General features: G+C 63.3%; 18 protein-coding genes. All 18 read right to left on the reverse strand.

Annotated elements, in window-relative coordinates; all coding sequences use genetic code 11:
• Window positions 1-20: 20 nt before the first annotated feature.
• The 18 genes from ACZ92H_RS21405 to ACZ92H_RS21490 all read right to left on the reverse strand — a co-directional run bounded on the left by ACZ92H_RS21405 (window position 21) and on the right by ACZ92H_RS21490 (window position 24,359).
• Entirely contained in the window at window positions 21-656 is a 636-nt protein-coding gene (locus ACZ92H_RS21405) for an MlaC/ttg2D family ABC transporter substrate-binding protein (RefSeq protein WP_131378043.1), read from the reverse strand.
• A gap of 72 nt (window positions 657-728) precedes the next feature.
• Window positions 729-1,619, reverse strand: coding sequence for an MlaA family lipoprotein (locus tag ACZ92H_RS21410; protein WP_465050876.1), 891 nt, complete (start codon window positions 1,617-1,619; stop codon window positions 729-731).
• Window positions 1,616-2,086: an outer membrane lipid asymmetry maintenance protein MlaD gene (mlaD, locus tag ACZ92H_RS21415; RefSeq protein WP_092801545.1), complete on the reverse strand. Its 471-nt coding sequence runs from the start codon at window positions 2,084-2,086 to the stop codon at window positions 1,616-1,618. Before mlaD ends, ACZ92H_RS21410 begins: the two co-directional genes overlap by 4 nt.
• Before the next feature lie 81 nt (window positions 2,087-2,167).
• Window positions 2,168-2,950, reverse strand: a complete 783-nt coding sequence (gene mlaE, locus ACZ92H_RS21420; protein ID WP_131378038.1) for a lipid asymmetry maintenance ABC transporter permease subunit MlaE — start codon at window positions 2,948-2,950, stop codon at window positions 2,168-2,170.
• On the reverse strand, window positions 2,947-3,756 hold the full coding sequence (locus ACZ92H_RS21425; protein WP_086137632.1) for an ABC transporter ATP-binding protein: 810 nt from the start codon (window positions 3,754-3,756) through the stop codon (window positions 2,947-2,949). The genes mlaE and ACZ92H_RS21425 overlap by 4 nt, the downstream gene beginning before the upstream one ends.
• A gap of 241 nt (window positions 3,757-3,997) precedes the next feature.
• Window positions 3,998-5,461, reverse strand: a complete 1,464-nt coding sequence (locus tag ACZ92H_RS21430) for a glutamate synthase subunit beta (protein ID WP_465050875.1) — start codon at window positions 5,459-5,461, stop codon at window positions 3,998-4,000.
• 79 nt (window positions 5,462-5,540) lie between these two features.
• Window positions 5,541-10,241: a glutamate synthase-related protein gene (locus tag ACZ92H_RS21435; protein ID WP_465050874.1), complete on the reverse strand. Its 4,701-nt coding sequence runs from the start codon at window positions 10,239-10,241 to the stop codon at window positions 5,541-5,543.
• A gap of 194 nt (window positions 10,242-10,435) precedes the next feature.
• Complete coding sequence (locus ACZ92H_RS21440) at window positions 10,436-11,143, reverse strand: transposase (RefSeq protein WP_465050873.1); 708 nt, start codon at window positions 11,141-11,143, stop codon at window positions 10,436-10,438.
• A gap of 151 nt (window positions 11,144-11,294) precedes the next feature.
• Window positions 11,295-11,975, reverse strand: a complete 681-nt coding sequence (locus ACZ92H_RS21445; protein WP_034780956.1) for a response regulator transcription factor — start codon at window positions 11,973-11,975, stop codon at window positions 11,295-11,297.
• A 137-nt stretch (window positions 11,976-12,112) separates the two neighbouring features.
• On the reverse strand, window positions 12,113-13,240 hold the full coding sequence (locus ACZ92H_RS21450) for a PAS domain-containing sensor histidine kinase (RefSeq protein ID WP_465050872.1): 1,128 nt from the start codon (window positions 13,238-13,240) through the stop codon (window positions 12,113-12,115).
• 51 nt (window positions 13,241-13,291) lie between these two features.
• Window positions 13,292-16,396 carry a DEAD/DEAH box helicase gene (locus ACZ92H_RS21455; RefSeq protein WP_465050871.1) on the reverse strand — a complete coding sequence of 1,035 codons (3,105 nt, stop codon included), beginning with the start codon at window positions 16,394-16,396 and terminating at the stop codon, window positions 13,292-13,294.
• A 208-nt stretch (window positions 16,397-16,604) separates the two neighbouring features.
• Entirely contained in the window at window positions 16,605-17,096 is a 492-nt protein-coding gene (locus ACZ92H_RS21460; protein ID WP_465050870.1) for a YbjN domain-containing protein, read from the reverse strand.
• 25 nt (window positions 17,097-17,121) lie between these two features.
• Complete coding sequence (locus ACZ92H_RS21465; RefSeq protein ID WP_465052371.1) at window positions 17,122-17,826, reverse strand: hypothetical protein; 705 nt, start codon at window positions 17,824-17,826, stop codon at window positions 17,122-17,124.
• A 6-nt stretch (window positions 17,827-17,832) separates the two neighbouring features.
• Window positions 17,833-19,569 (reverse strand): putative porin, encoded by a 1,737-nt coding sequence (locus ACZ92H_RS21470; RefSeq protein WP_465050869.1) that lies wholly within the window; start codon window positions 19,567-19,569, stop codon window positions 17,833-17,835.
• Between the two features lie 172 nt (window positions 19,570-19,741).
• On the reverse strand, window positions 19,742-20,458 hold the full coding sequence (locus ACZ92H_RS21475) for an energy transducer TonB family protein (RefSeq protein ID WP_465050868.1): 717 nt from the start codon (window positions 20,456-20,458) through the stop codon (window positions 19,742-19,744).
• 10 nt (window positions 20,459-20,468) lie between these two features.
• Window positions 20,469-20,879 (reverse strand): ExbD/TolR family protein, encoded by a 411-nt coding sequence (locus ACZ92H_RS21480; RefSeq protein ID WP_034753784.1) that lies wholly within the window; start codon window positions 20,877-20,879, stop codon window positions 20,469-20,471.
• 13 nt (window positions 20,880-20,892) lie between these two features.
• A complete protein-coding gene (locus ACZ92H_RS21485) occupies window positions 20,893-22,674 on the reverse strand; it encodes a DUF2341 domain-containing protein (protein WP_465050867.1) in 1,782 nt (593 codons plus the stop codon).
• 56 nt (window positions 22,675-22,730) lie between these two features.
• Window positions 22,731-24,359 (reverse strand): ShlB/FhaC/HecB family hemolysin secretion/activation protein, encoded by a 1,629-nt coding sequence (locus ACZ92H_RS21490; protein ID WP_131378015.1) that lies wholly within the window; start codon window positions 24,357-24,359, stop codon window positions 22,731-22,733.
• Window positions 24,360-24,412: the final 53 nt, after the last annotated feature.

The raw sequence follows: 24,412 nt of genomic DNA on the forward strand, positions 1-24,412 counted from the left end.
AGGAGCTATATGATAGCCGATTATTTGGCTTTGGCAGCGGGACGGCTGGCCAGGGCCTTGTTTTTTGCTTGCAAGGTCTTGATCAGGCCATCGATGCCGCCTTTGCTGATCTCGCTGGCAAAGCTGCTTTTGTACGTTTCCACCAGCCACGCGCCCAGCACGTTGATGTCATAGATCTTCCAGCCGGACGGGGTTTTCGCCACGCGGTAGTTCAGGGGCACGGGTTCGCCGCGCGCCATGTTCACCTGCGAGCGCACTTCCACTTCCGTGTCGCTCGGATCGGCGCGCAGCGGCTTGAATTCCACGGTTTCGTTCTTGATCTGCGACAGGGCGCCCGAATACGTGTAGATCAGCAGGGTGCGGAATTCCGCCGCCAGCTGCTTTTGCTGGTCCGGCGTGGCATCGCGCCAGTAGCGGCCGGCGGCCAGCGAGGTCATGCGCTGGAAGTCCACGTACGGCAGGATCTTGCTTTCCACCAGCTCGGTGACACGCTTGATGTCGCCAGCCTGGATGGCCTTGTCGGACTTGGCCGTGTCGATCACGTCCTGGCTGATGCGTTTTACCAACACATCGGGCGCTTCCACGGCGGGCGCGGCCTGGGCGGCGGTGGCAAAGGCGATGGTCGCCATCGCGAGCAATTGTTTCATCAATTTCATGGTTCTACCTTTCATGGTGTTGCTGTGCACCGGCTGGCGTTGATCGCAGCCGTGGTGTTCTTGTACCGTAGTTTACTCCTGAGGCTTGGCCTCGGAGGCAACGGTATTGCTACCAGATGTTACGAGCTCGGCAGGCAAGGCATCGGCGGCGGGAACGGCTTGCGCCGCCACTTTCGGCTCTTGCGGCGCCTGCTTCACGTCCTCTTCCGGCTCATAATCGCTGCTATCGTTCTTTTTCGGCGACAGGCGGTCGCGGCGGCTGGTATCGCCATCGAAGACCTTGCTTTCGCGCGCCTGCAGGAAGCCGTCGCGGATGAATTCATAGCGGTCCAGCGCCGCCGCTTCCATCAGGTTGGTGGCGTCGAGCAGCGCGGCGCGCTTGTCGACCACGCGCGTCACCGTGCCGATATTGCGCACCGACACAGGGTCCTTGTAGCGCCATGGGTCGCCCGTGATATCGAGCGGCAGGGCCACCGTGTCGCGCACGGTGGATGGTCCCAGCAGCGGCAGCATCACGTACGGACCAGGCTGTACGCCATACCAGCCCAGGGTCTGGCCGAAATCTTCGCTATGCTTGGGCACGCCGGCCTGCGAGGCGATATCGATTAGGCCGAAGATGCCGAAGGTCGAGTTCATGCCGACGCGCACGACGTCCTGCAAGCCCGCCTCGCCCTTGCCTTGCAGCAAGTTGTTCACGGCGCTCCAGACGTCGGCCAGGTTGCCGAAGAAGTTGCCCACGCCCGTTTGCACGAACGACGGCGTCACGGTCTTGTAGGCCGTGGCGACGGGCTTCAGGGCCACCTGGTCGACGGTATCGTTGAATTTGAACATGGCGCGGTTGTAACCCTCGAGCGGGTCGCGCGGATTGCTGCCGGTGGCGCAGGCGCTCAGGGTAGCGGCGATGGCCAGGGCCAGGCCGACACGCGCCAGGCTGCCTTGGAATTTCATGGTCGACTCGCTCATTTGCTGTCCTTTCCTTCTGCTGCCTTGCTGTAGATGAACTGATTGATCAGGTCTTCCAGCACTGTGGCCGATTGAGTGCGGGCAATCTTGTCGCCCTCTGCCAGGTTGGCCAAATCACCGCCCGCTTCCAGGCCGATATATTGCTCACCCAGCAGACCAGCCGTCAAAATCTTGGCCGAGCTGTCTTTCGGAAATTTGTAGCCATCTTCGATGTCGAGTTTTACCAACGCCTGGTAGGTCTTGTCGTCAAACGTGATTTCCGCCACGCGTCCGACCACCACGCCGGCGCCCTTGACGGGCGCCTGCGGCTTGAGACCGCCAATATTGTCGAACTTGGCGCTAATGGTATACGTCTTGCTGAATGACAGCGAGCTCATATTGCCAGCCTTGAGCGCCAGAAACATCAATGCCGCCACGCCCAGCAAGACGAACAAGCCAACCCAGACATCCAAAGATTTACGTTGCATAAACAATCCTAAATAATTTTTACTTGCCGCCACCTGCGCAGAACGCTGCCCAGGCCGCTAATTTTTGTCGCCTATCGGCAATTACTTGCTAAACATCAACGCCGTCATCATGAAATCCAGCCACCACACCATCAGTGACGAAATAACCACAGTGCGCGTGGTGGCGCCGGACACGTCTTCCGGCGTCGGCTGCGCCTGGTAACCCTGGAACAGGGCAATGAAGGTCACCGCGATGCCGAAGACCAGGCTCTTGATGGTGCCGTTGCCCACTTCTTTCCAGACATCCACGCCGCTTTGCATTTGCGACCAGAACGAGCCTTCGTCGACGCCGATCAGGATCACGCCCACCAGGTAGCTGCCGATGATGCCGACGGCCGTGAAGATGGCGCCCAGGATCGGCATGGCGATCACGCCGGCCCAGAAACGGGGCGCCAGCACGCGCTGGATCGGGTTCACGGCCATCATTTCCATGGCCGACAATTGTTCCCCCGCCTTCATCAGGCCGATTTCCGCCGTCAGCGACGTGCCGGCACGGCCCGCAAACAGCAGCGCCGTGACGACCGGGCCCAGTTCGCGCGTCAGCGACAGCGCCACCAGCAAGCCCAGCGACTGCTCGGCGCCATACGTGGTCAAGGTGTAATACCCCTGCAAGCCCAGCACCATGCCGACGAACAAGCCGGACACGGCGGTAATCACCAGCGAGCGGTTACCGATAAAAAACAGCTGCTCGATCACCAGGCGCGGACGGCGCCACAGGCCGGCCGACGAGGCGATGATGATAAAGAACGAGCGTACGGCAAAGCCGAGATCTTGTACCGAACGACGCAACCATGCTCCGATAGCCGCCAGGAAACGCGCGATCATCGGCCCGCTCCCGCGTGCAGACCCAGGTCGTCGGCCAGCGACTTGCCCGGATAATGGAACGGGACGGGGCCATCGGCCTCGGCATTGACGAACTGCTTGACGTACGGATGCGTCGACACGGCCATCTCGGCTGGCGTGCCGTGCGCCACGATCTTGCCCGATGACAGAAAATAGACATAATCAGCGATGGCGAAACACTCCTTCACATCGTGCGATACCAGGATAGACGTGGAGCCCAGCGCATCGTTCAAATTGCGGATCAAATTGGCCGTCACGCCCATGGAAATCGGGTCCAGGCCGGCGAACGGCTCGTCATACATGATCAATTCGGGGTCGAGGGCGATGGCGCGCGCCAGGGCGACGCGGCGGCCCATGCCGCCGGAAATCTCGGCCGGCTTCAATTGCGCCGCATTGCGCAAGCCCACGGCGTGCAGCTTCATCAGCACCAGGGTGCGGATCAGCTCTTCATTCAAATCCGTGTGTTCGCGCAGGGGGAACGCCACGTTTTCAAACGCCGTCAGGTCCGTAAACAGGGCGCCGTGCTGGAACAGCATGCCCATTTTGCGGCGCAACTGATATAACTGGTCGGTGCCCAGCGTATGCACGATCTGGCCGTCGACATTCACGGAACCCGAGCTGGGGCGCAACTGTCCGCCGATCAGGCGCAATACGGTCGTCTTGCCACTCCCGGAACCACCCATGACAGCCACAACTTTTCCACGTGGGAAATCCATTTGAAGGCCCGATAAAATCGAACGTTCTCCATAGGCAAAGTGTAAATCACGGATTTCAACAAGATTTGGCACGACGAAGCTCACTATTTTAATGGCGTATTGTAGTGCAGAAACGCCAATCTCTGCTGAGACACCCCCTTGCACGGCCCGGGACAGGGGGAGAATACAACACTAATGAATCAAAAGTCAGATATTTTATTGTAAAAAACGCCCGCCTGCACGCCGCCCGCCCATGCGCCTGGCGACGTGGACAAAAGAACAAGGGCCACGGTGCATCGCGCGCCGTGGCCCTGGTCTTGTCAATCAGAAAAGATTAACGCGGCAACAAGGAAACACCCATCAGGAACTCATCGACGGCGCGCGCGCACTGGCGCCCTTCGCGGATAGCCCATACCACCAGCGACTGGCCACGGCGCATGTCGCCGGCGGCAAACACCTTGGCCACCGATGTCTGGTAGCAGCCGGCGCCCTCCGTGGTCGCCTTGACGTTGCCGCGCGCATCCGTATCGACGCCGAAGGCTTCCAGCACTTGTTGCACTGGAGAAACAAAACCCATGGCCAGGAAGACCAGGTCGGCCTTCATCTCGAATTCCGAGTTCGGCACTTCGCTCATCTTGCCGTCTTTCCACTCAACGCGGCAGGCGATCAGCTTTTCCACCTTGCCGCCCTTGCCTTCGAAACGCTTGGTGGCCACGGCCCAGTCGCGCTCGCAGCCTTCCTCGTGCGAGGACGAAGTGCGCAGCTTGGTCGGCCAGTACGGCCAGACGAGCGGCTTGTTTTCCTGTTCCGGCGGCTGCGGCATCAGTTCGAACTGGGCCACCGAGGCGGCGCCATGGCGGTTCGACGTGCCCACGCAGTCGGAACCCGTGTCGCCGCCGCCGATCACCACTACGTGCTTGCCCGTGGCCTTGATCTGGTCCTTGAGCTTGTCGCCCGCGTTGACCTTGTTTTGCAGCGGCAGGAAATCCATGGCGAAATGCACGCCTTTCAGCTCGCGGCCCGGCACGGGCAAGTCGCGCGGCTGTTCGGCGCCACCGGCCATGATGACGGCGTCGAATTCCTTTTCCAGGTCTTCCGGAAAAATGGTTTCCTTGGCCCAGTTGTTGACATTGGCGGGGAAATCCTTGCCCACCAGTACGCTGGTGCGGAACACCACGCCTTCGGCTTCCATCTGTTTCACGCGCAGGTCGATGTGCGACTTTTCCATCTTGAAGTCGGGGATGCCATAGCGCAACAAGCCACCGACCCGGTCGCTCTTTTCAAACACGGTGACGGCATGGCCGGCGCGCGCCAGCTGCTGCGCCGCCGCCAGGCCGGCAGGACCGGAACCGACGATGGCCACTTTCTTGCCCGTGCTGAATCCTGCCGGCTGCGGCGTGACCCAGCCGTGCTCCCAGCCCATGTCGATGATTTTATGCTCGATGGACTTGATGCCGACCGGATCTTCGTGGATGCCCAGGGTACAGGCCGATTCGCACGGCGCCGGGCAGATGCGGCCCGTAAATTCCGGGAAGTTATTCGTCGAATGCAGGATATCGAGCGCTTCGCGGTAGGCGCCGCGGTATACCAGGTCATTCCAGTCAGGAATGATGTTATTCACGGGGCAGCCCGTGGTGCAGAAGGGAATGCCGCAATCCATGCAGCGCGCGCCCTGCACGGTCGCTTGCGCGTCGGACAGGTGCAGCACGAATTCCTTGTAGTTCTTCAGACGCGCGGCAGGCTCCAGATAGTGCTCGTCCTGGCGCTTGAATTCCATGAAGCCGGTAATTTTACCCACGATGTTTCCTTTGTATTTGGCTGGCGGGGAGCGGCCGGGCCGCTCCCTGGTCATTCATTTGGCAATGAGCTTGGCTGGCTCAGGCGGCGACGGCTTGCACTTCCATGGCGGCATCGGCAGCCATTTCAATCAGCGCGCGCTTGTATTCGTTCGGGAAGACCTTCACGAACTTGCCGCGCGCCGCGGCCCAGTCGTCGAGCAGGACGCGGGCGCGGGTGCTGCCCGTGTGCTTGAAGTGGCGCTCGATCAGGCGCTTGAGGATCACCTCGTCCGCTTCCGGCGCGCCATCGCGGTGCTGGGTATGCCAGGCGTCGCGGTCGACCTGCTGTTCGCTGGCCGATACGACCTTGTCGAGGCTGACCATGGCCGTATTGCACTTGCTGGCAAAGTCGCCCGCCGGGTCGTACACGTAGGCAATGCCGCCCGACATGCCGGCCGCGAAGTTGCGTCCCGTGTTGCCCAGGACCACGACTGTGCCGCCCGTCATGTATTCGCAGCCATGGTCGCCCAGGCCCTCGACCACCGTGGTGGCGCCCGAGTTGCGCACGGCAAAGCGTTCGCCCGCCACGCCATTGAAGAAGGCTTCGCCGGCAATCGCGCCGTACAGCACCGTATTGCCGATGATGATGTTGTCCACCGCCCAGCCACGGAATTCCGTATTCGGCCGCACGATGATGCGCCCGCCCGACAGACCTTTACCCACGTAATCGTTACCCTCGCCCACCAGGTCGATGGTGATGCCGTGCGCCAGGAAGGCGCAGGCCGACTGGCCCGCCGTGCCTTGCAGCTGGATGTGGATGGTGTCGTCCGGCAAGCCGGCATGGCCATATTTCTTCGCCACTTCGCCGGACAGCATGGTGCCCACCGTGCGGTTCAGGTTGCGCACGGGCGAGATGAACGAGACGCGCTCGCCCTTCTCCAGCGCCGCGCGCGCTTGCGCGATCAGCTTGTGGTCCAGTGCTTTCTCCAGCGCATGGTCCTGGTTTTCCACGTGGCGGCAGGCTTGGCCATCCGGCGTTTCCGGCTTGTGGAAGATGGCCGAGAAGTCCAGGCCCTGCGCCTTCCAGTGCGAAATCGCCTTCGATTTATCCAGCAGGTCGACGCGGCCGATCAGTTCGTCATACGTGCGAATGCCCAGCTGCGCCATCAACTGGCGGGCTTCCTCGGCCACGAAGAAGAAGTAATTGACGACATACTCGGGCTTGCCCGAGAACTTGGCGCGCAGCACGGGATCTTGCGTGGCCACGCCCACGGGACAGGTGTTCAAGTGGCATTTGCGCATCATGATGCAGCCTTCGACCACCAGCGGCGCCGTGGCGAAACCGATCTCGTCGGCACCCAGCAGGGCGGCGATGACGACGTCGCGGCCCGTCTTCATCTGGCCATCGGCCTGCACGCGGATGCGGCTGCGCAAGCCATTCAAGACCAGCGTCTGCTGCGTTTCAGCCAGACCCAATTCCCACGGCGTGCCCGCATGCTTCACGGACGACAGGGGCGAGGCGCCCGTGCCGCCGTCGTGCCCGGCGACGACCACGTGGTCCGCCTTGGCCTTGGTGACGCCGGCGGCCACCGTGCCGATGCCCACTTCCGACACCAGTTTCACGGAAATCGAGGCGCGCGGATTGGCATTCTTCAAATCATGGATCAGCTGCGCCAGGTCTTCGATCGAATAAATGTCGTGGTGCGGCGGCGGCGAAATCAGGCCCACGCCCGGCACGGAAAAGCGCAGGCTGGCGATGTATTCGGACACCTTGTGGCCCGGCAACTGACCGCCCTCGCCCGGTTTCGCGCCCTGCGCCATCTTGATCTGGATCTGGTCGGCCGAATTCAGGTAGGCGGCCGTGACGCCGAAACGTCCCGATGCCACCTGCTTGATGCGCGAGCGCATGGAATCGCCTTCCTGCAGGGGAATATCGACGACGATCTGCTGGCTGCCCACGACGGAGGCCATGGTGTCGCCCTGGCGGATCGGGATGCCCTTCAATTCCTGCGTGTAGCGGTTCGGATCTTCGCCGCCTTCGCCCGTGTTCGACTTGCCGCCGATGCGGTTCATGGCGACGGCCAGGGTAGCGTGCGCTTCCGTGCTGATGGAACCGAGCGACATGGCGCCCGTGGCGAAGCGCTTGACGATTTCCTTGGCCGGTTCCACTTCATCGAGCGGGATGGCCTTGGTCGGGTCGAGCTTGAATTCAAACAGGCCGCGCAAGGTCAGGTGGCGGCGGCTCTGGTCGTTGATGATTTGCGCATACTCCTTATAGCTGGAGAAATTGTTGCTGCGCGTGGAGTGCTGCAGCTTCGCAATCGCATCCGGCGTCCACATGTGGTCTTCGCCGCGCACGCGGAAGGCGTATTCGCCGCCCGCGTCGAGCTTGTCGGCCAGCACGGGATCGTTGCCGAAGGCCAGTGCGTGCAGGCGCAGCGCTTCTTCCGCCACTTCAAACACGCCGATGCCTTCCACGTTCGACGCCGTGCCCTTGAAGTATTTGTCCACCAGCGACTTGTTCAAGCCGATGGCTTCGAAGATTTGCGCGCCGCAGTACGACATGTAGGTCGAAATACCCATCTTCGACATGACCTTCATCAAGCCCTTGCCCACGGCCTTGGTGTAGTTGTAGATGGCCTTGTCGCCCGACAAGTCGCCGGGCAAGCCGTGCGCCATCTCGGCCAGGGTTTCCATGGCCAGGTAGGGGTGGACGGCTTCGGCGCCATAGCCCGCCAACAGGGCAAAATGATGCGTTTCTCGGGCCGAGCCCGTTTCCACGACGAGGCCGGTGGAAGCGCGCAAGCCCTTGCTCACCAGGTGCTGGTGCACGGTCGAGGTGGCCAGCAGCGCGGGGATCGCCACCTGGTCGGCGCAGATGGCGCGGTCCGAGACGATCAGGATGTTATGCCCGGATTTCACGGCATCGACGGCTTCCGCGCACAGCGAGGCCAGGCATGCTTCCACGCCTTCCTTGCCCCAGGCCAGCGGATAGCAGATGTCCAGTTCATACGACTTGAACTTGCCGCCCGTATGGGCGCTGATGTTGCGCAGGCGCGCCATGTCGTCAAAGCCCAGCACGGGCTGCGCCACTTCCAGGCGCATCGGCGGGTTGACGTTGTTCGTATCGAGCAAGTTCGGTTTCGGGCCGATGAAGGATACGAGCGACATCACCATCGCTTCGCGAATCGGGTCGATCGGCGGGTTCGTCACTTGCGCGAACAGCTGCTTGAAGTAGTTATACAGCGGCTTCAATTTGTTCGACATGACGGCCAGCGGCGAGTCATTGCCCATCGAGCCCGTCGCCTCTTCGCCGGCCAGCGCCATCGGCGCCATGAGGAATTTCAAGTCTTCCTGGGTGTAGCCGAACGCCTGCTGGCGGTCGAGCAAGGATGGCTGCTCTTTTTCGCCTTGGGCACGGTCCTGTTTTACTTGGCCTTCGGCCATCTTGATCTCGTCGAGCTTGATGCGCACCGAGTTGATCCATGCCTTGTACGGCTTGGCGTTGGCGTAGGTGTTTTTCAATTCCTGGTCGTCGATGATGCGGCCCGCTTCCAGGTCGATCAGGAACATTTTGCCAGGCTGCAAGCGCCACTTCTGGATGATCTTCGATTCCGGGATCGGCAGCACGCCCGATTCCGATGCCATCACCACCAGGTCGTCGTCCGTGACGATGTAGCGGGCCGGACGCAAGCCATTGCGGTCCAAGGTGCCGCCGATGTGGCGGCCATCCGTGAACGCCATGGCGGCGGGGCCGTCCCACGGTTCCATCATGGCCGCGTGGTATTCATAGAAGGCGCGGCGGTTGTCATCCATCGTCGTGTGGTTTTCCCACGCTTCCGGGATCATCATCATCATCGCCTGGGCGATCGGGTAGCCGGCCATCAGCAGCAGTTCCAGCGCATTGTCGAAGCACGCCGTGTCGGACTGGCCTTCATAGATCAGGGGGAAGAGTTTCTGCAGGTCGTCGCCCAGCACGGCCGACTTCATGACGCCTTCGCGCGCGCGCATCCAGTTGAAGTTGCCTTTCACCGTGTTGATCTCGCCATTGTGGGCGATCAGGCGGTACGGGTGGGCCAGCGGCCATTCGGGGAAGGTATTCGTCGAGAAGCGCTGATGCACCAGGGCCAGCGCCGAGATGCAGCGCGCGTCCTGCAAGTCCTTGTAATACACGCCCACCTGGTCGGCCAGCAGCAAGCCTTTATACACGATGGTACGGGCCGACATGGACGGCACGAAGAATTCCTTGCCGTGCAGCAGCTTCAAGGCCTGGATGGCATGGCCCGACGATTTGCGGATCACATACAGCTTGCGCTCGAGCGCGTCGGTGACCATGATGTCCGGGCCGCGGCCGATGAAAATCTGGCGGATCACGGGTTCCTTGGCGCGCACGGTGGGCGACATCGGCATGTCCGTATCGATGGGCACGTTGCGCCAGCCCAGCACGACCTGGCCCTCGATGCGCACGGCCCGTTCGATTTCCTGTTCGCAAGCGATGCGCGAGGCATGCTCCTTCGGCAGGAAGACCATGCCCACGCCGTATTCGCCAGGCGGCGGCAATTCCACGCCCTGCTTGGCCATTTCCTCACGGTAGTACTGGTCGGGAATCTGGATCAGGATGCCGGCGCCATCGCCCATCAGCGCATCGGCGCCCACGGCGCCCCGGTGATCGAGGTTCTTCAGAATCAGCAAGCCCTGTTCAACGATCGAATGGGTCTTGTTGCCCTTGATATGGGCGACGAAACCGACGCCGCAGGCATCGTGTTCATTGGCTGGGTCGTACAGGCCTTGCGCTTTCATGGGCTTCTCCGCTGCATATGACTATCGAAAAACTAGAGTAGTGCAACGCAACAAAAAACTCAACCAGAACAATTAGGGTCGGAGTCGAATTAAATTCTATTTTGTCGCCCTAAAAATTTAATAGGGACATAGTCAATGCGATTTCAATAAATGATGAGAAAGAAACCGATTTTTGTTTTAAATACGAATGATTTTCAATTGATGTCCGTGACGGAGGCGATTTTGCGGGGCCGTCCCCGCTTGGCAGGCAGCACTTGCCGCTGCATTTTCAGCTCCAGCGCCTGCTTGAATGCCTCGGCACCCAGTGGCCAGCCCTTCAGCACGGCCTGTTCCAGCACTTTCACCTGACTGCTGCCCAGGCCCTGCTCGAACAGGCGCAGATAGGCCGCCTCGCGGTCGAACGGCGTATTGCCCAGTGCCCAGTACAGCGCGTGGTCGGTGATGACGGGGTCGGGACGCAGGCCCGCATGGTGCGCATAGCTGGACCAGGCATATTCGGGCGCCTGGCCTGCCACGCCAGCCTGCACGGGCACGTATTCCAGGTAGCGGCAGCAGGTGAGGAAGAAATTCTCGGGATCGATGACGGAAGTTTTGTAGCGTCCCTGCCACAAGGCACCTTCGCGGCCATATTTCTGGTTGAAATACGGCACGTAATAACGCCCCAGCCACTGCATCAGCTGCCCCAGGCCCGTGGCATCGGCCGGCGTGGCCAGTAAATGTAGCTGATCAGGCAATAAAACGTAGGCATGGATGGCCACCTTGAACATTTTCGCGCCTGTTTTCAGCCAGGACAGGAATTGCGCGTAGTCCGCCGCATCCTGGAACACGCTCTGGCGGTTGCTGCCGCGCTGAATGATGTAATGGGGCAGTGCGGGAATGATAAGACGGGGCAAACGGGCCATGGCGCAATCGCAAAAAGAAGGCTAAGGCCTTGATTTTACACAGTATGCGCGCCGGACGCGACTCTGACCCTGTTTTATTCGACGTCCTGGAAAATGCGATTGACTCCGTCCCTTTTTTTGCCAGCCGCCCGTGGGTGGCCAGCAAGGTGCGTCAGGACAGGTTGAAACTGGCCGACAGGCTGTAGCCTTCGCCATACGCGCTGCGCAGCGGCAAGTCCTGGCCCAGGCCCGTCTTGGCTTTCTTGCGCAGGCGGTACACCAGCATGTCGACCCTGCGGCCCGCATCGGGATCTTCGCCGCCCATGCCGGCCACGATGACGTCGCGCGGCACGGGGCGGGTGTTGATGGTCAGCAGGTGCAGGAAGTTGAATTCTTTTTCCGTCAGGGCGATGACAGAACCCATCAGCTCAAGTTGGCGAGCGCTTACTTTCAAGGTCCACTTGCCCGGTTCGGGCACGGGGTCCTGCGGACCGACGCGGCGGTCGAGCGCCTCGATGTGGGCGGCCAGTTCGGGAAATTTGATCGGCTTGGTCAAATAATGGTCGGCCCCCAGGCGCAGGCCCAGAATGCGGCTGTCGAAGGCGACGCGCCCCGTCAGCACCAGCACGCCGATTTGCGGATACAACTGGCGCATGCGGGGGATGACGTTGAAGCCATCCTCATCGGGCAAGCCCAGGTCGAGGACGACCACGCCGACATTGCCATGGCTGAGCGCAGTCCACATGCCGCCAGCGGAGCTGGTGATATGCACTTCATGCTCGAGCTCAACGAGGAACTCCGCCATGTCTTCGGCGTAGTCGAGATTGTCTTCGACGATCAGTATTTTCGTCATTGCTACGCCATTCTTCCGTTAGTGAGCTGCCGTGGGCAAACCGTGTCATTGACTTCTGCACCATGATGGACGGCACAATAGGTTTACGTCAAGGAATTATCACGGTTGCCTTCAGCGGAAGCAAGGCTTTTCCTTGTCTAGACAGGAAGCGGCAGCCAAATCCGGAAAATCGCCCCGCCTTCGGGCAGATTATGCCCGTGCAAACTCCCGCCATGCACCTCGACCACGGCACGTGCCATGTACAGGCCCAGGCCCGCCCCCGGATGCGTCGCATGGGTGCCACGGCTTCCTTTTTCAAACAGGTGGGGCAGCTCCTCCTCCCGCAGGCCTGGCCCCGCATCGCGCACGCACAACGCCACCCCGCCCTCGGGTGCCAGGCTGCCCGACAAGGTAATCACGCTGCCCGGCGGACTGAACTTGACGGCGTTGTCCAGCAGGATGTTCAGGCACAGGGCCATGCCGGGCACGTCGCACCGCAGTTTGACCGGCAAGTCGTCGTCCAGTTCCAGCTGCACCGTGTGGCTGGCCGGCACGGTGGCCCCTGCCTGCTGCAGCAGGGCCAGCGGCGCAATGCCGTCGGCGGCCCGCTCGCGCCCGATGGCCGCCATGCGCTCGGGCGACAGGTAGTCGTCGATCATGCCCAGCAGGCGGTCGACGGCCGTCTGGATTTTCACGTAGCGCTTGCGCGTGGCCTCGTCGGCGTCCTGCGACGTCGAGACGAGGCGCTGGATGGCGCCATCGATGGTGGCCAATGGCGTGCGGAATTCATGCGACAGCATGGAGGCGAAACGCTTCTGCTCTTTTTCCCGTGCCGCTTCCTGCGCCTGGAGTGCCGTCACGTCGCGCACGGTGCCCGCCAGGGTCACGCCCCGTCCCGCCGCCGCGGGCACGATGGTGGAAGTAATTTCCAGCGCCAGCATTTGCCCGTCCGCATGCGGCAATGCCACTTCGCGCAGCACCGTCTGGCGGCTGGCATCGCCGTCGCGCCAGCGCTGCAGGCGGGTCGGCACGTCGGCCGCCAGGCGCGCCGCGTGCGCACGCAAGGCGGGCATGTCGTGGCCCGTCAGGCGCTGCGCGGCAGGACTGAGGTAGAGCAGTTCAAGGGTGGTGCCATCGAGCAGGAAGGCCGCGTCACGGCTGTGTTCAAGCAGCAGGCGGAACTGGTGTTCGCCGGCGCGCGCGCGCAGCAGGGCGCGGCGCAACTGGACGAAACGCAGCGCCATCAGGATGGCGCCGGCCAGCAGCAAAAGGAGAAAAGGCAGCATGCTTTATACCTGGCGAGAAATAATCGCCAAGTATAGAGCGTGCAGCGCCCTTTAATCTTCCAGCGGGGCGAAAATCTGCTGCAAGTCTTCCTGCGTGAGGGCCATCTTTTGCGATTCGCCTTCGGCCAGGATGGATTGCGCCAGTTCCGATTTCTTTTGCTGCAGCAGCTGGATTTTTTCTTCCAGCGTGCCCTTGGCGATCAGTTTATACACGAATACGGGCTTGTCCTGCCCGATGCGCCAGGCGCGGTCCGTGGCCTGGTTTTCCGCCGCCGGATTCCACCAAGGATCGTAGTGGATCACCGTGTCGGCCGCCGTCAGGTTCAGGCCCACGCCGCCCGCTTTCAGGCTAATCAGGAAGATGGGCACGGCGCCCTGCTGGAAGGCCGCCACTTGCGCGCCGCGGTCCTTCGTTTCGCCCGTCAGCAGCGCATACGGGATGTCGCGCGATTCCAGTTCCTCCTCGATCAATTCCAGCATGCTGGTAAATTGCGAGAAGACGAGGATCTTGCGCCCTTCGTCAAGCAAGTCTTCCACCATCTGCATCAGGTCGAGCAGCTTGGCCGAACCGGCCGACTGTTTTTTTGCCGGCAGGGATTTCACCAGGCGCGGATCGCAGCACACCTGGCGCAGCTTCAGCAGCGCTTCGAGGATGACGATCTGGCTGCGCGCCACGCCTTTCTTGTCGATTTCCTCGCGCACCTTTTGATCCATCGCCAGGCGCACGGTTTCGTACAGGTCGCGTTGCGGCCCCGTCAGTTCCACCTTGCGCACCATTTCCGTCTTCGGCGGGAGCTCCTTGGCCACATTGTCCTTCGTGCGGCGCAGCAGGAACGGCTTGATGCGGCGGTTCAGCAGCATGCGGCGCAGCGGGTCGTCCTGGCGCTCGATCGGGTGGCGGAACTGCGTATTGAAGGTCTTCTCGTCGCCCAGCAAGCCCGGCAGCAAGAAGTGGAATTGCGACCACAATTCGCCCAGATGGTTTTCCAGCGGCGTGCCGGACAGGCACAGGCGGTGGCGCGCGCGCAGCAGGCCCGCGCTTTGCGCCGCCTTGCTGCGCGTATTCTTGATGTAATGCGATTCGTCGAGGATGACCAGGTGGAAATCGTGCTCGCGCAGGGTTTCCTCGTCGCGCGGCAACAGCGCATACGTCGTCAGCACCAGGTCGCATTGGTCGATCTGGTCGAACTGCTGCGCGCGGTCCTTGCCTTGCAGCAGCAGCACTTTCAGGCTGGGCGCGAACTTGGCCGCCTCGTCCTGCCAGTTGCCCATCAAGCTAGTCGGCGCGATGACCAGCGCCGGATGCGTGAGGCGGCCCGCTTCCTTTTCCACCAGGATATGCGCCAGGGTTTGCACGGTTTTACCCAGGCCCATGTCATCGGCCAGGATGCCCGCCAGGTCGTGGTCGCGCAGGAATTGCATCCATGCCAGGCCATCGGCCTGGTAATCGCGCAGGGTGGCTTGCAGGCCCGCGGGCGCCGCCACTTTTTGCACGGCGCCGAACTGGCTCAGCTTGCGGCCCATGGCGCGCAGCTGCTCGCCGCCCGACCAGTGCAATTCCAGCCCGCGCGCCAGGTCTTCCAGGCGCGCCGCATCCAGGGTCGACATGCGCACGGCATGTTTGATCTTGTCGCTGAAGTAGAGTTCCCCCAGGGTGTTCAGGATCGGGCGCACGCGGCCCCATGGCAGGGCCACGCGCGTGCCGTCGGGCAAGGTTGCCAGCATCTGGTCGTCGTCGGCATGCGCCTCGATGACTTTCGGATTGAAATCGTTGGGCGCGTTGCGGATCAACTGCACCAGCACGGGCAGCAGCGGCACGCGCTCGTGGTTGACGACGATGCCCAGTTCCAGCTCGAACCACGCGTTGCCGCTGTCCGGGTCCTGGTCATCGATCTCCGCATACCAGTCGTCCACGTCGCTGACGTCGTAGCGGTACTTGGCCGTCTTTTCCACGATCCAGCCCTGGTCCAGCAAGGTATCGATGCCGGACTCGGCAAAGCGCAGCCATTCCGCCTGGGACGGCAGCAGCAAGGCGCCCTTCAAGCCGCTCAAGGGGGCCGAGCCCGGCTTCTTGAATTGCAGCTCGGCCAGGGTCGCCAGCGCGCGCGCTTCGTCGACCGTGTTCCTCTGGATAATTTCCGTCACATCGCCCACTTGCCGCACCACGCGCTGCGACGGGTCGAACGAGACGCGCTCGCCATCGTAGTCATAGGACAGCACGGCGAAATCGTGCCAGCGCTGGATGCTGCCGTCGGCCAGCATGGCGCTGTCCATCAGCAACACGGGTTGCGCGGGCACATCCTTGCGCAGGCGCTGCGGCAACGGTTGCGGCAGCGGCATCAAATGCTGCAAGCCTTGCGCCAGCAGCAGCTGCGACACGCGCACCTTGTCGTTGGCATTCAGCGGCGGCGCCTGCGCCACCAGCGCCTGCAAGTCGGCCAGGGAAATGTCGGAGCCGCCCTGGTTCAGTTCCAGCACGCCGCACGACAGGTTGTCGATGTACCACGGCGGATCGGTGGGCAGCATGTAGTCGATCTGGTCGGCGCCATGGTGCTTCGCGCCCTCCGGCGGATCGACTTGCCAGCCCAGGCGCATGGTCTTGCCCTCGTCGCGCCAGAACAGGCGCGCCGGGCGCACGGGACCTTCCTTCAGGGGATACACGAGACCGTTGCCGACGTCGGCCCAGGAATTGGCCCACAGCAGCTTGTCCTGCTCGGCCAGCATTTTCAGCAGGGCCGCGCCCACCTTGCCCTTCGGCTCCGTGGCGCTGCCCGTCTGCGAATTCTGCCCGCTGCGCATGGCCACGAAGAAACGCACGAGGTCTTCGTCGGCCGGCGTCAGAAAACTGGGCGGCGCCGACAGCAGCGAGAAGATTTCGCTGATGGGCGATGCCGCCGCCACGTCGCCATTCGGCCGCAGCCGCGCCTTGTACAGGCACAGGGCCACGTGGCGGCCGCCGCTGGTGGGCGCCAGCACGTAGATCAAGCGATGCTGGTTGAGTTTGGGATCGGGTTCGGCAATGCTCAGCACGGCCTTCGGATGGGCTGCAGCCTCCACCCGCTGCAGCCAGGTGGCGACGGCATACGGCAAAGGCGCTCCCGGGCTACTTGCCGGGGCAACTGGGGTTTCACTGGTTTCGTCGCGGGTAAAATCCATGGGGCGCATTAGTGTGTAAAGGTCGTATCCAAATCGGCAACAGGCAATATTATCCGCCATACGGCCGTTGCTGGCTTGATTCACACACGCTCTTTAAGCAGTTTTAATGCGCGATGCCTAAAAAATAAGTATTTAATACGACACTTGGACCGTGCAGACGGCAAAAATGGCCCGCAATGGGCCATTTTCGCCATTTTTGGACGACTTATCAGGCTGGCACGCTTTCTTCTTCAACCACGGCCGGTGCCTCGGTGGCGGCTGCGGCGCCGTCATTGGCGGGCGTAAAGTTGCGTAAAAACAAGAAAAACTGCCCCATCATCTGCGTCCACAATTGCAGATTGATATTCAGGTGCGTGGCGCTGACGCCGCCGGCAACCAGCACATCCATTTCCAGCACGACGAAATCGCCATGCTGGGCCACGCGGGCAAAGCGCTTGCTGCGGTGCCATTCGGCCAGCAAGCCGACCGGCAAGTCGCCGCCCTGCACGCGCAGCGGGCAGCTCAGGGTCAGGTCCGCATACTGGCCAGGCGATGCTTCGTTACCCCACAGTACCTGGAAACCGATGCCGTGGCTGGCGCTGTGCAGGCGTACCACGCCATCGTGCTCGATGCTGGTGACGGCGCAGCCGGCTGCCTTGATGGCGTCGGCCATTTGTTCGGCGTTCAGGGTGGTCAGCAAAGTGTTGGTGGTGTTTTCCATCGTCATTCCATTTCAGAAAATAAAATTATTGGGGCGCCGGCGCGGAGGCGGCCGGCGTTGCTGCCGCTTCGGATTGACGCGCATCAAAGCGTCCCTGGTACAACTGGTCGCCATACTGCTGCGCCACTTGCTCCAGCTTGACGCGGCTTTGCGCGGCGAACGGCTGGCGCGCCTGCATGACGCCCAGCACGTCGAGCCCTTCATACGCTTGCAGGATTTCTTGTCCCGTCGCATACAACTGGGCATTCTTGCTTTCGCAACGGGCCAGCGCGCCGCGCTGCGCCGTCACTTCGCCGTCCAGGCGCAGGCGTTCCGCTTCCAGCTGCTTGCCGCTGGCCGCCAGACTGTCGCTGGCCTGGCGGTACTGCGCCAGGCTGGCGGCCGCTTCCTGCGCTGCCGCCGCGCCGCGCCGCTGCTCTTCCACCAGCTTTTCCCGCTGCGCGCGCTCTTGCGCCAGCTGCGACTGGCTGCGCGCCAGGTCTTTTTTCAAGGCATCGCTGGCCGGCGCGGCGGCGGGCGCCGCCTTGGCCACCGGAGCGCCCTTGGCTTTCAGCTGCTCCAGTTCGCCCCGCGTCTGCTGCAGCTGCGCCGTGACATTGCGCAACTCGGCCCGCAGGCGCTCTTCCATGCTCTGGCCCTTTTGTCCCTGCGCCTGGGCGGCATTGCCCGCCAGCAGCAAGAGCAGGACGGCGGACATGCGTGCCGTATTGGCGTTCAAAATCGACATCATGGCTCCTTAAAAACGCGCGTTCAATTCGATCTGCAGGGTATCGATCGACAGCGCCGAACCGAACACTTCGCGGCTCGATGTCCAGCGTCCGCTGAACCAGGTGTTCTTGTCGATCGCATACGCGCCACCCAGGTAATAGCCGCGCGCATTCGTGCCGCCCAGGTGGAAGGTCGAATCGTTGTAGGCGTCAGGCAAGGCATCCGGTTCGATGCGCTTGTAGCCCAGCAACACGTTCCAGTCGCCGCGCGCCGCCGTGTTCGCCTTGCCCAGGGTCGCCTGCAGCATGTAGGCGTTGCCGCCGCTGCGGAAATCGGCTTGCGAGACGCCGCCCGTGCCACCGAAGTTGTTCATGATGCCGCCCTTGGCGCGCGCCCACATCTCGTTCTTGTCGTAGGCCATGTTGCGCACATAATCGCCTTCGACGCGCAAGTCCGTGCCACCCGCAACCTTGCTATCCCAGCGCGCGTTCAGGTTGGCCAGGCGGAATTTCGAGGCCAGGCCCACGTATTGCGGCTGCGCCGTGTTGGCCGGATCGAGCGGGTTCAGGGCTATATTGCGCAGCAACATCAAGCTGTTGCCCTTTTGCATGCTCGACGGACGCGACCAGTCCGTGCTGCAGCCATCGGCGCCCGCGTACAGCGCGCACGGCTGCGAATATTCGCCGCTGATGTTGCGGAAGTTGTAGTAGGCCAGCGCGCCGCGCAGCTGGTTGTCGCTGTTGACCTTCCACGAAGCCCCCACTTGCGCGCCCAGCAGCCATTTGTTTTCGCTGGACATTTTTGCCTGGCTGCGGCTCGGCGCATTGTCGGACGAATATTCGAGCGGAATCAGACCGAGGGTGCCGAAGACGGTCACGTCCCGGGCAGCGCCGACGGGCTGCTGCACCTTGGCGGCGATGCCGTCGAAATTGAGTTCGCTGGAAAACAGTTCATCGCCGGAAACAAACGGATTGTCGAAGCGGCCCGCCGTCACCGTCAGCCAGGACGCGGGCTTGTACGACAGCCAGGCCTGGTCCAGCCAGATGTTTTTCTTGCCCAGGCCGCCACCGAGGGTTTGCGTGGTGGACACCGGGCTGTCGTCGTTGCCGCTGGCCAGGCGGATGCCTGCCTGCGTGTTCTCGGAAATATCGGCCAGGATGCCCAGGCGGGCACGCGCGCGCAGCAAATGCTTGCGGTCCTGGCGCGTGTTCAGCAGCGCCGGCAGGGCCAGGTTGGTATTCGAATTGACGTCGTAGCCGCTGCCGCTGTTAAGCGAGCGCCAGTCGATCTCGATGTTGCTGTTGGCCATGTCGTAGTAGCGCGATTCGTAGCGGGCGCGCACGTCGCCTTCCACGCGGATGCGCTTGGTCCATGCCGGCACTTCATTCGGCGCGGCCCAGCCGCCCGCCTGCGCTTCGGCCATGACTTGTCCCTTGATCTCGTCACGGATCTGCTCGCGCACGGTTTGCGAAATGTAGGGCACGCGCACGTCGCCCGGCTGCACTTGCGCCAGGGCCACGGGCGCGGCGGCAGGACGGGCTTGCGCAGCGGCCAGCGCTTCGCTCTGCGCCTGCGCCAGCAGCGCTTCGCCGGCATCCTTGTTCAGGGCGCCGCTCTGGATCAGGCCACGGATCAGCTTGACCATGGTGCTGTCGGCCGGTGCAGCTTGCGCTTGCACCGCGCCCGCCGCCACGCTCAGGGCCAGGGCCGCCAGCGCCAGCGGAAGGCGGCGCACGCGCTGTGAGGGAGAAAATAAGGAATTCATTGTTTCTTTCGGTAAAAATTAAAATGAATGTCGTAAAGAACGCCTGGCAAAACCGGCGTGCACGGCAGTGAGTTGTCGCTGAGAAAGCGCTGCTGTGCGCATGCACAGGGACGCCGAGTCAGCGAGCATTGCTGGCCGCCCATCACGACGCGCAGCAGGCTGGGCCGGGTGTTCACGGCCGCCGGCCTTTGATGGACACGCGGGCGGGGAAACGCAAGGACGCCGGTGGACGCTCGTCGGCGCGGAAGTCGCGCACCATGGCCAGCACCTGCTCGTCCGTCTGCGCATTGCCCGTGCCCTGCACCAGCTGCACCTTCGTTGTCCTGCCTTCCGTATCGAGCCACAGGTCGACGCGGATATCGCTGAATGCCAGCTGGCGCGTGCGCGGGTCGCGGGCGAAGGCCAGCTGCAGCGCGTTGGCGACATAGCGGCCATACGATCCCGCGCCGAGTCCGCCGCCACCGCCGCCGCCCGTCATGCCGCCGCCGCGCCCGGCCTGGATGCCAAACGCATCGCTGCCGGCCTGCGCCGCGCCATCGATGGTGACGGGGTCGCCCTTGTCCGGCGACGGGCTTTCCGGCGCGTCATCCATGGGCTTGTCGGCCGGCGTCGGTTCCGGTTCCGACACTTCCGGCACCACCTTGTCGGGCGTCGGTTCCGGCAATTTTTCCGGTTCCGGCGGCGGCGGGGGCGGCGGCGGCAGCATCAGCATCGGCGTGGCCGCCACTTCGCGCTTGGTGGCCGCCGTGTCGGACAGCAGATACCAGACCAGCGCGGCCAACGCAGCGGCCAGCAGCGCGCCGCCGGCCACGCCGCCCCAGCGGCGCCACCACTGCGCGGCGCCCGACGGTTCCGCAGCCGCCATCCTTGTCATGTCGTCACGCTTCACCTTGCGCTCCTCATGCGGGCTTGCCGGTCACCAGACCCACCTGGTTCAGGTCGATGCGGCGCAGCAAGTCAAGCACTTCGACCACCTTCGCGTATTGCACGGCGGCATCGCCGCGCACGATCACGGGGAAGTCGGGCGTGAGCGCCTTTTCCGTGCGCAGGCGCTCTTCCAGCTCGGGCAAGGTAACGGGATACGCGTCGAGGAAGACCTGGCCCGCGTTATCGATGGTGATGGCCTTGGTCTTCGGCTTCTCCAGCGCCATGGCCGAGCTGGCCTTGGGCAGGTCGACCTTGATGCCGGGAATGCTCGCGTTGCTGGTCAAAATAAAGATCACCAGCACCACCAGCAGCACGTCGACGAAGGGCGTGATATTGATGCCGCCGCTACGCTTGCGGGGGGTAAACTTGGCGGAGGTGGCCATGGTTATGCGCCCCTCACGCCTGTTGCAGCACGGGACGCATCTGGCGTCCGTCGCCCTGCTCTTCAGCCAGGCGCGTGGCGAATTCGTCGACGAAGACGGCCATGTCGGCAACGATGGCGTCCGAACGCGAGGACAGCCAGTTGTAGCCGAACAGGGCGGGAATCGCCACGCCCAGGCCGGCCGCCGTACACAGCAGCGCGGCGGCCATGCCCGGCGCCACCGAATTGATGTCCACGGCGCCGGCCATGGCCGCCACGACGAACACCAGCATGATGCCGATCACGGTGCCGAACAGGCCGACATATGGCGCGCCTTCGATGGTGGTGGAGAGCCAGATCATGCGCTTGGACATGCGCTCGCTTTCGCGCACCATCACGCCATCCATGGCGGCGCGGATGGCGCCGATGGTCGCGTTCGAGACGGCGTTCAGGTCGTAGCCGCGGTCGTGGCGGCGGCGCATTTCGTCGATGGCCACGTCGTACAGACGCCACAGCGAGGAATCCGTCTTCACGGCAGTACTCAGCTTGCCGTTGCGCGCCAGGTGGTCCAGCGGCGCGCCGGCCGCTTCGTGGAACGACTGCATGAATTGCGCATTGGCGCGCGAGATGGCGCCATAGCTGCGGCCCTTGCCGATCATGATGATCCATGACAGGACCATCATCAGGCCCAGCACGCCCACGACGATCCACGCGTCGAGCGGCATGGCGGCGATGATGAAGCCGAAATGGCTCTTGCCCGCCTGCTGTTCATCGGCGCCAAACACGGCCAGGCGCGATTCGGAACCTTGCGAGACGGCATCGGCCAGCAGCAGCGCGTCGGGACGGGCCGTGCGCGACAGGCGCAGCTCGTCGATGGCGCCCGTGAAGTTGGCCAGGCCGGCGGCAGCGTTGACGTCTGCGCCCACGGCGGCGGCGGTAGCGAAGGCCGGCAGGGCGGTGGCCAGCGAGACGGCCGGACGGCCACCCACGTACAGGGCCACGTTGTTCTTGTCGGCCTTGACAGCCAGGTGCGACCATTGATTCGCCTGGATAGGCTGGCCCGGCTTGCTGCGCTGGCCATTCACCTGCACGAAGGGCACGCCCTGGTCCACGCCGATCAGCAACTCACTGGCGCCGTCGCGGCGCGCATACAGCACTTGCTGCGCGCCCAGGCTGTCCGGACGCACCCAGGCGGAAAACGTGAACGGCGCGCCGGCGGCCAGCGCCAGCGACGGCGAGGCGGGCAGCATCAGCGGCGCCGTGCCCAGGCGGGCGCCGGTGCCGATGACGGAGCCGTCGAGTGCCGGCACGGCCGTCTGCGCATGGTTGCCATACGCCGTGCTGTCGCGCGACGGCACGCCCGGTTCCGCGAAGTGGTACACGAGGCTGTAGTCGGGGTCAAACGTGCGCTGGCCGTTGCCCGAAGCGGGTGCCTTCGGATTGCCGTAGTACATCCACAGTTGCTGCGGCGTGCCTGCCGTCAGGGCCGGCACGTCGACCCAGATCAGGGCGATGCCGAGCAGCGGGTTGAATTGCTCGATCTGGTGGTTCAGCACCGTCTTGTCGTCGCCCGCGACGAAGCGCAGGTCGGCGCCGCTGTCGCTGACGCCCTCAAAGTTGAAATTACCCGAATGCAAGCGCAGCAGGACGGGAATGCGGCCCGGGTCGCGGCCCGGGTCGCCGCCCACGGCGCCCGCCTTGGGACCGGCATCGACGGTGACGGGTTTGCGGTATGCCCAGTCGGGCTGCCACCAGGCATGCGCCAGGCCGGGTACGAGCGTGCCCAGGATCGTGAGCAGAAAAAGAAAACGTTGCATGACAGTGATTCTCCGAAGAAAAGTCTAGAAAAGTGCAGTGCTGGTGAGCTGGGCCGTCAGTAGCTGGCCGACAGGTTGAAATTGATGCGCCGCACGTGCTTGTGCGTGCGCGGTCCTTCGCGCAGCGGGTAGGAAAAATCCACGCGGCCCGTCAGGTAGCGCAGGAACTGGAAGCTGCTGCCGACGCCCACCGAGGCCAGGCCGAACAGGTCTTTCTGTTCCAGCATCGGATCGCGCAGGCGCAGGCGCGCGCCATCGGCAAAGGCGAACAGGCGCCAGTTTTCCAGCCGGCTGAAATACGTCAGCTGCGGCGTGCGCCATTCGACGGTGCCCGAGATGCCGTAGTCGCCCGTCGCTTCCGCCGACAGGTATCCGCGCACGGAGTTGGCGCCGCCAGCGGCCATCTGTTCGCCCGACACGAGCGCCGCGTCGGCCAGCTGGCCCGACATGCGTCCGTGCAGCTGCGCGCCGCTGTCCAGGCTATAGGTGGCATTCGCGTCGCCCTTCAGCACGAGGAAGCTGGGCGAGGCCTTGTAGCGCTTGTTGTCATACGCGGCGCTGTCGCTGCCATAGCCGAACGAGGCGCGCGTGCCGGCCACCAGCGACAGGCCCAGGCCATACGTCGCCGACTCCGTCTGCGCAAAGCCGTTGTAGGCCACGTTGAGCGGCACATATTTCAAGGGAATGCTGGAACCGGTGCCGTTCAGTTTCAGCGCTTCCTGGTTATCCTTGAAATCGATGCCGGCGCTAAAGCTGTGCCACCAGATGCCGCTGTTGGGCACCGTGTAGTTGACTTTCATCCCCAGCGCATGGCCCTTGCCCAGCACGCTGGTGCCGCCCGCGCTGGCCACGTTGCTGTTCGACTGGTAGCCCGTCGCTTCCACGCTCCAGCCCTGCGTGCCGATGGGCGCCACGTACGAGGCGGACCACACCTTGGTCTGGTTCAGGTCGCCCGGCGTGCCGAAAAAACTGATGGTGGCGCTATGTCCCAGCTGCCACAGATTGTCGTGGCCGACCGACATGCTGGTGCGCAGCTTTTTGGTGTCGGCGCTGTAATCGTTGTTCAGGCCCACGCTGGCGCGCCACGGGCTGCTGTCCTCGACCTTCAAGTCCACGTCCATGGTGCCAGGCAGCGTACCCTGGCGCACCAGCGGCATCACCTGGCGCTTGGCGCCGCGGTTCAGCGCCGTCAGCTCCACTTGCGCCTGGGTAAAATCGGGGACCGTGCCTTCCGTCAGGGCCGGCACCTGCTGGCGCACGTCGAGCGGCGAGTTGTATTGCGCGCCGACCACGCGCAGCCGGCCCACCTTGGTTTCGCTCACCTGCAGCACCACCACGCCCTGCTCCACCTGCTGCTCGGGCAAGTCCACGTAGACGGACTGGTAGCCCCGGGCTTGATATGCCGCAACGAGGGCGTCGCGCGCCCCTTCCACGTCCTTCAGGGTGCGGCCCGGCCCCAGGAAGGGCGTCACGGCCGCCTCGATGGCGCGGGCGTCGAGCACGGTATTGCCGCGCACCAGGTATTCCTCGATGTTTACCTGGCGTTCCGGCGCGGCCGGCGCGGCGGCCGCTTCCTGCGCGCGCGCCATGCCGGGCAAGGCCAGCATGGCCAGGCACAGCATCGTCAGGGCCGTCGCGGGTGCCGCTGGCGGCATGCCCCTGCCCTTGGTTGTCATTTCACGCATCTTCCATTCACCTTAAAATCAAACGGTTGCCCTGTGTTGCGGCGCTGGGCCGG

Source organism: Janthinobacterium foliorum (genome assembly GCF_978021625.1).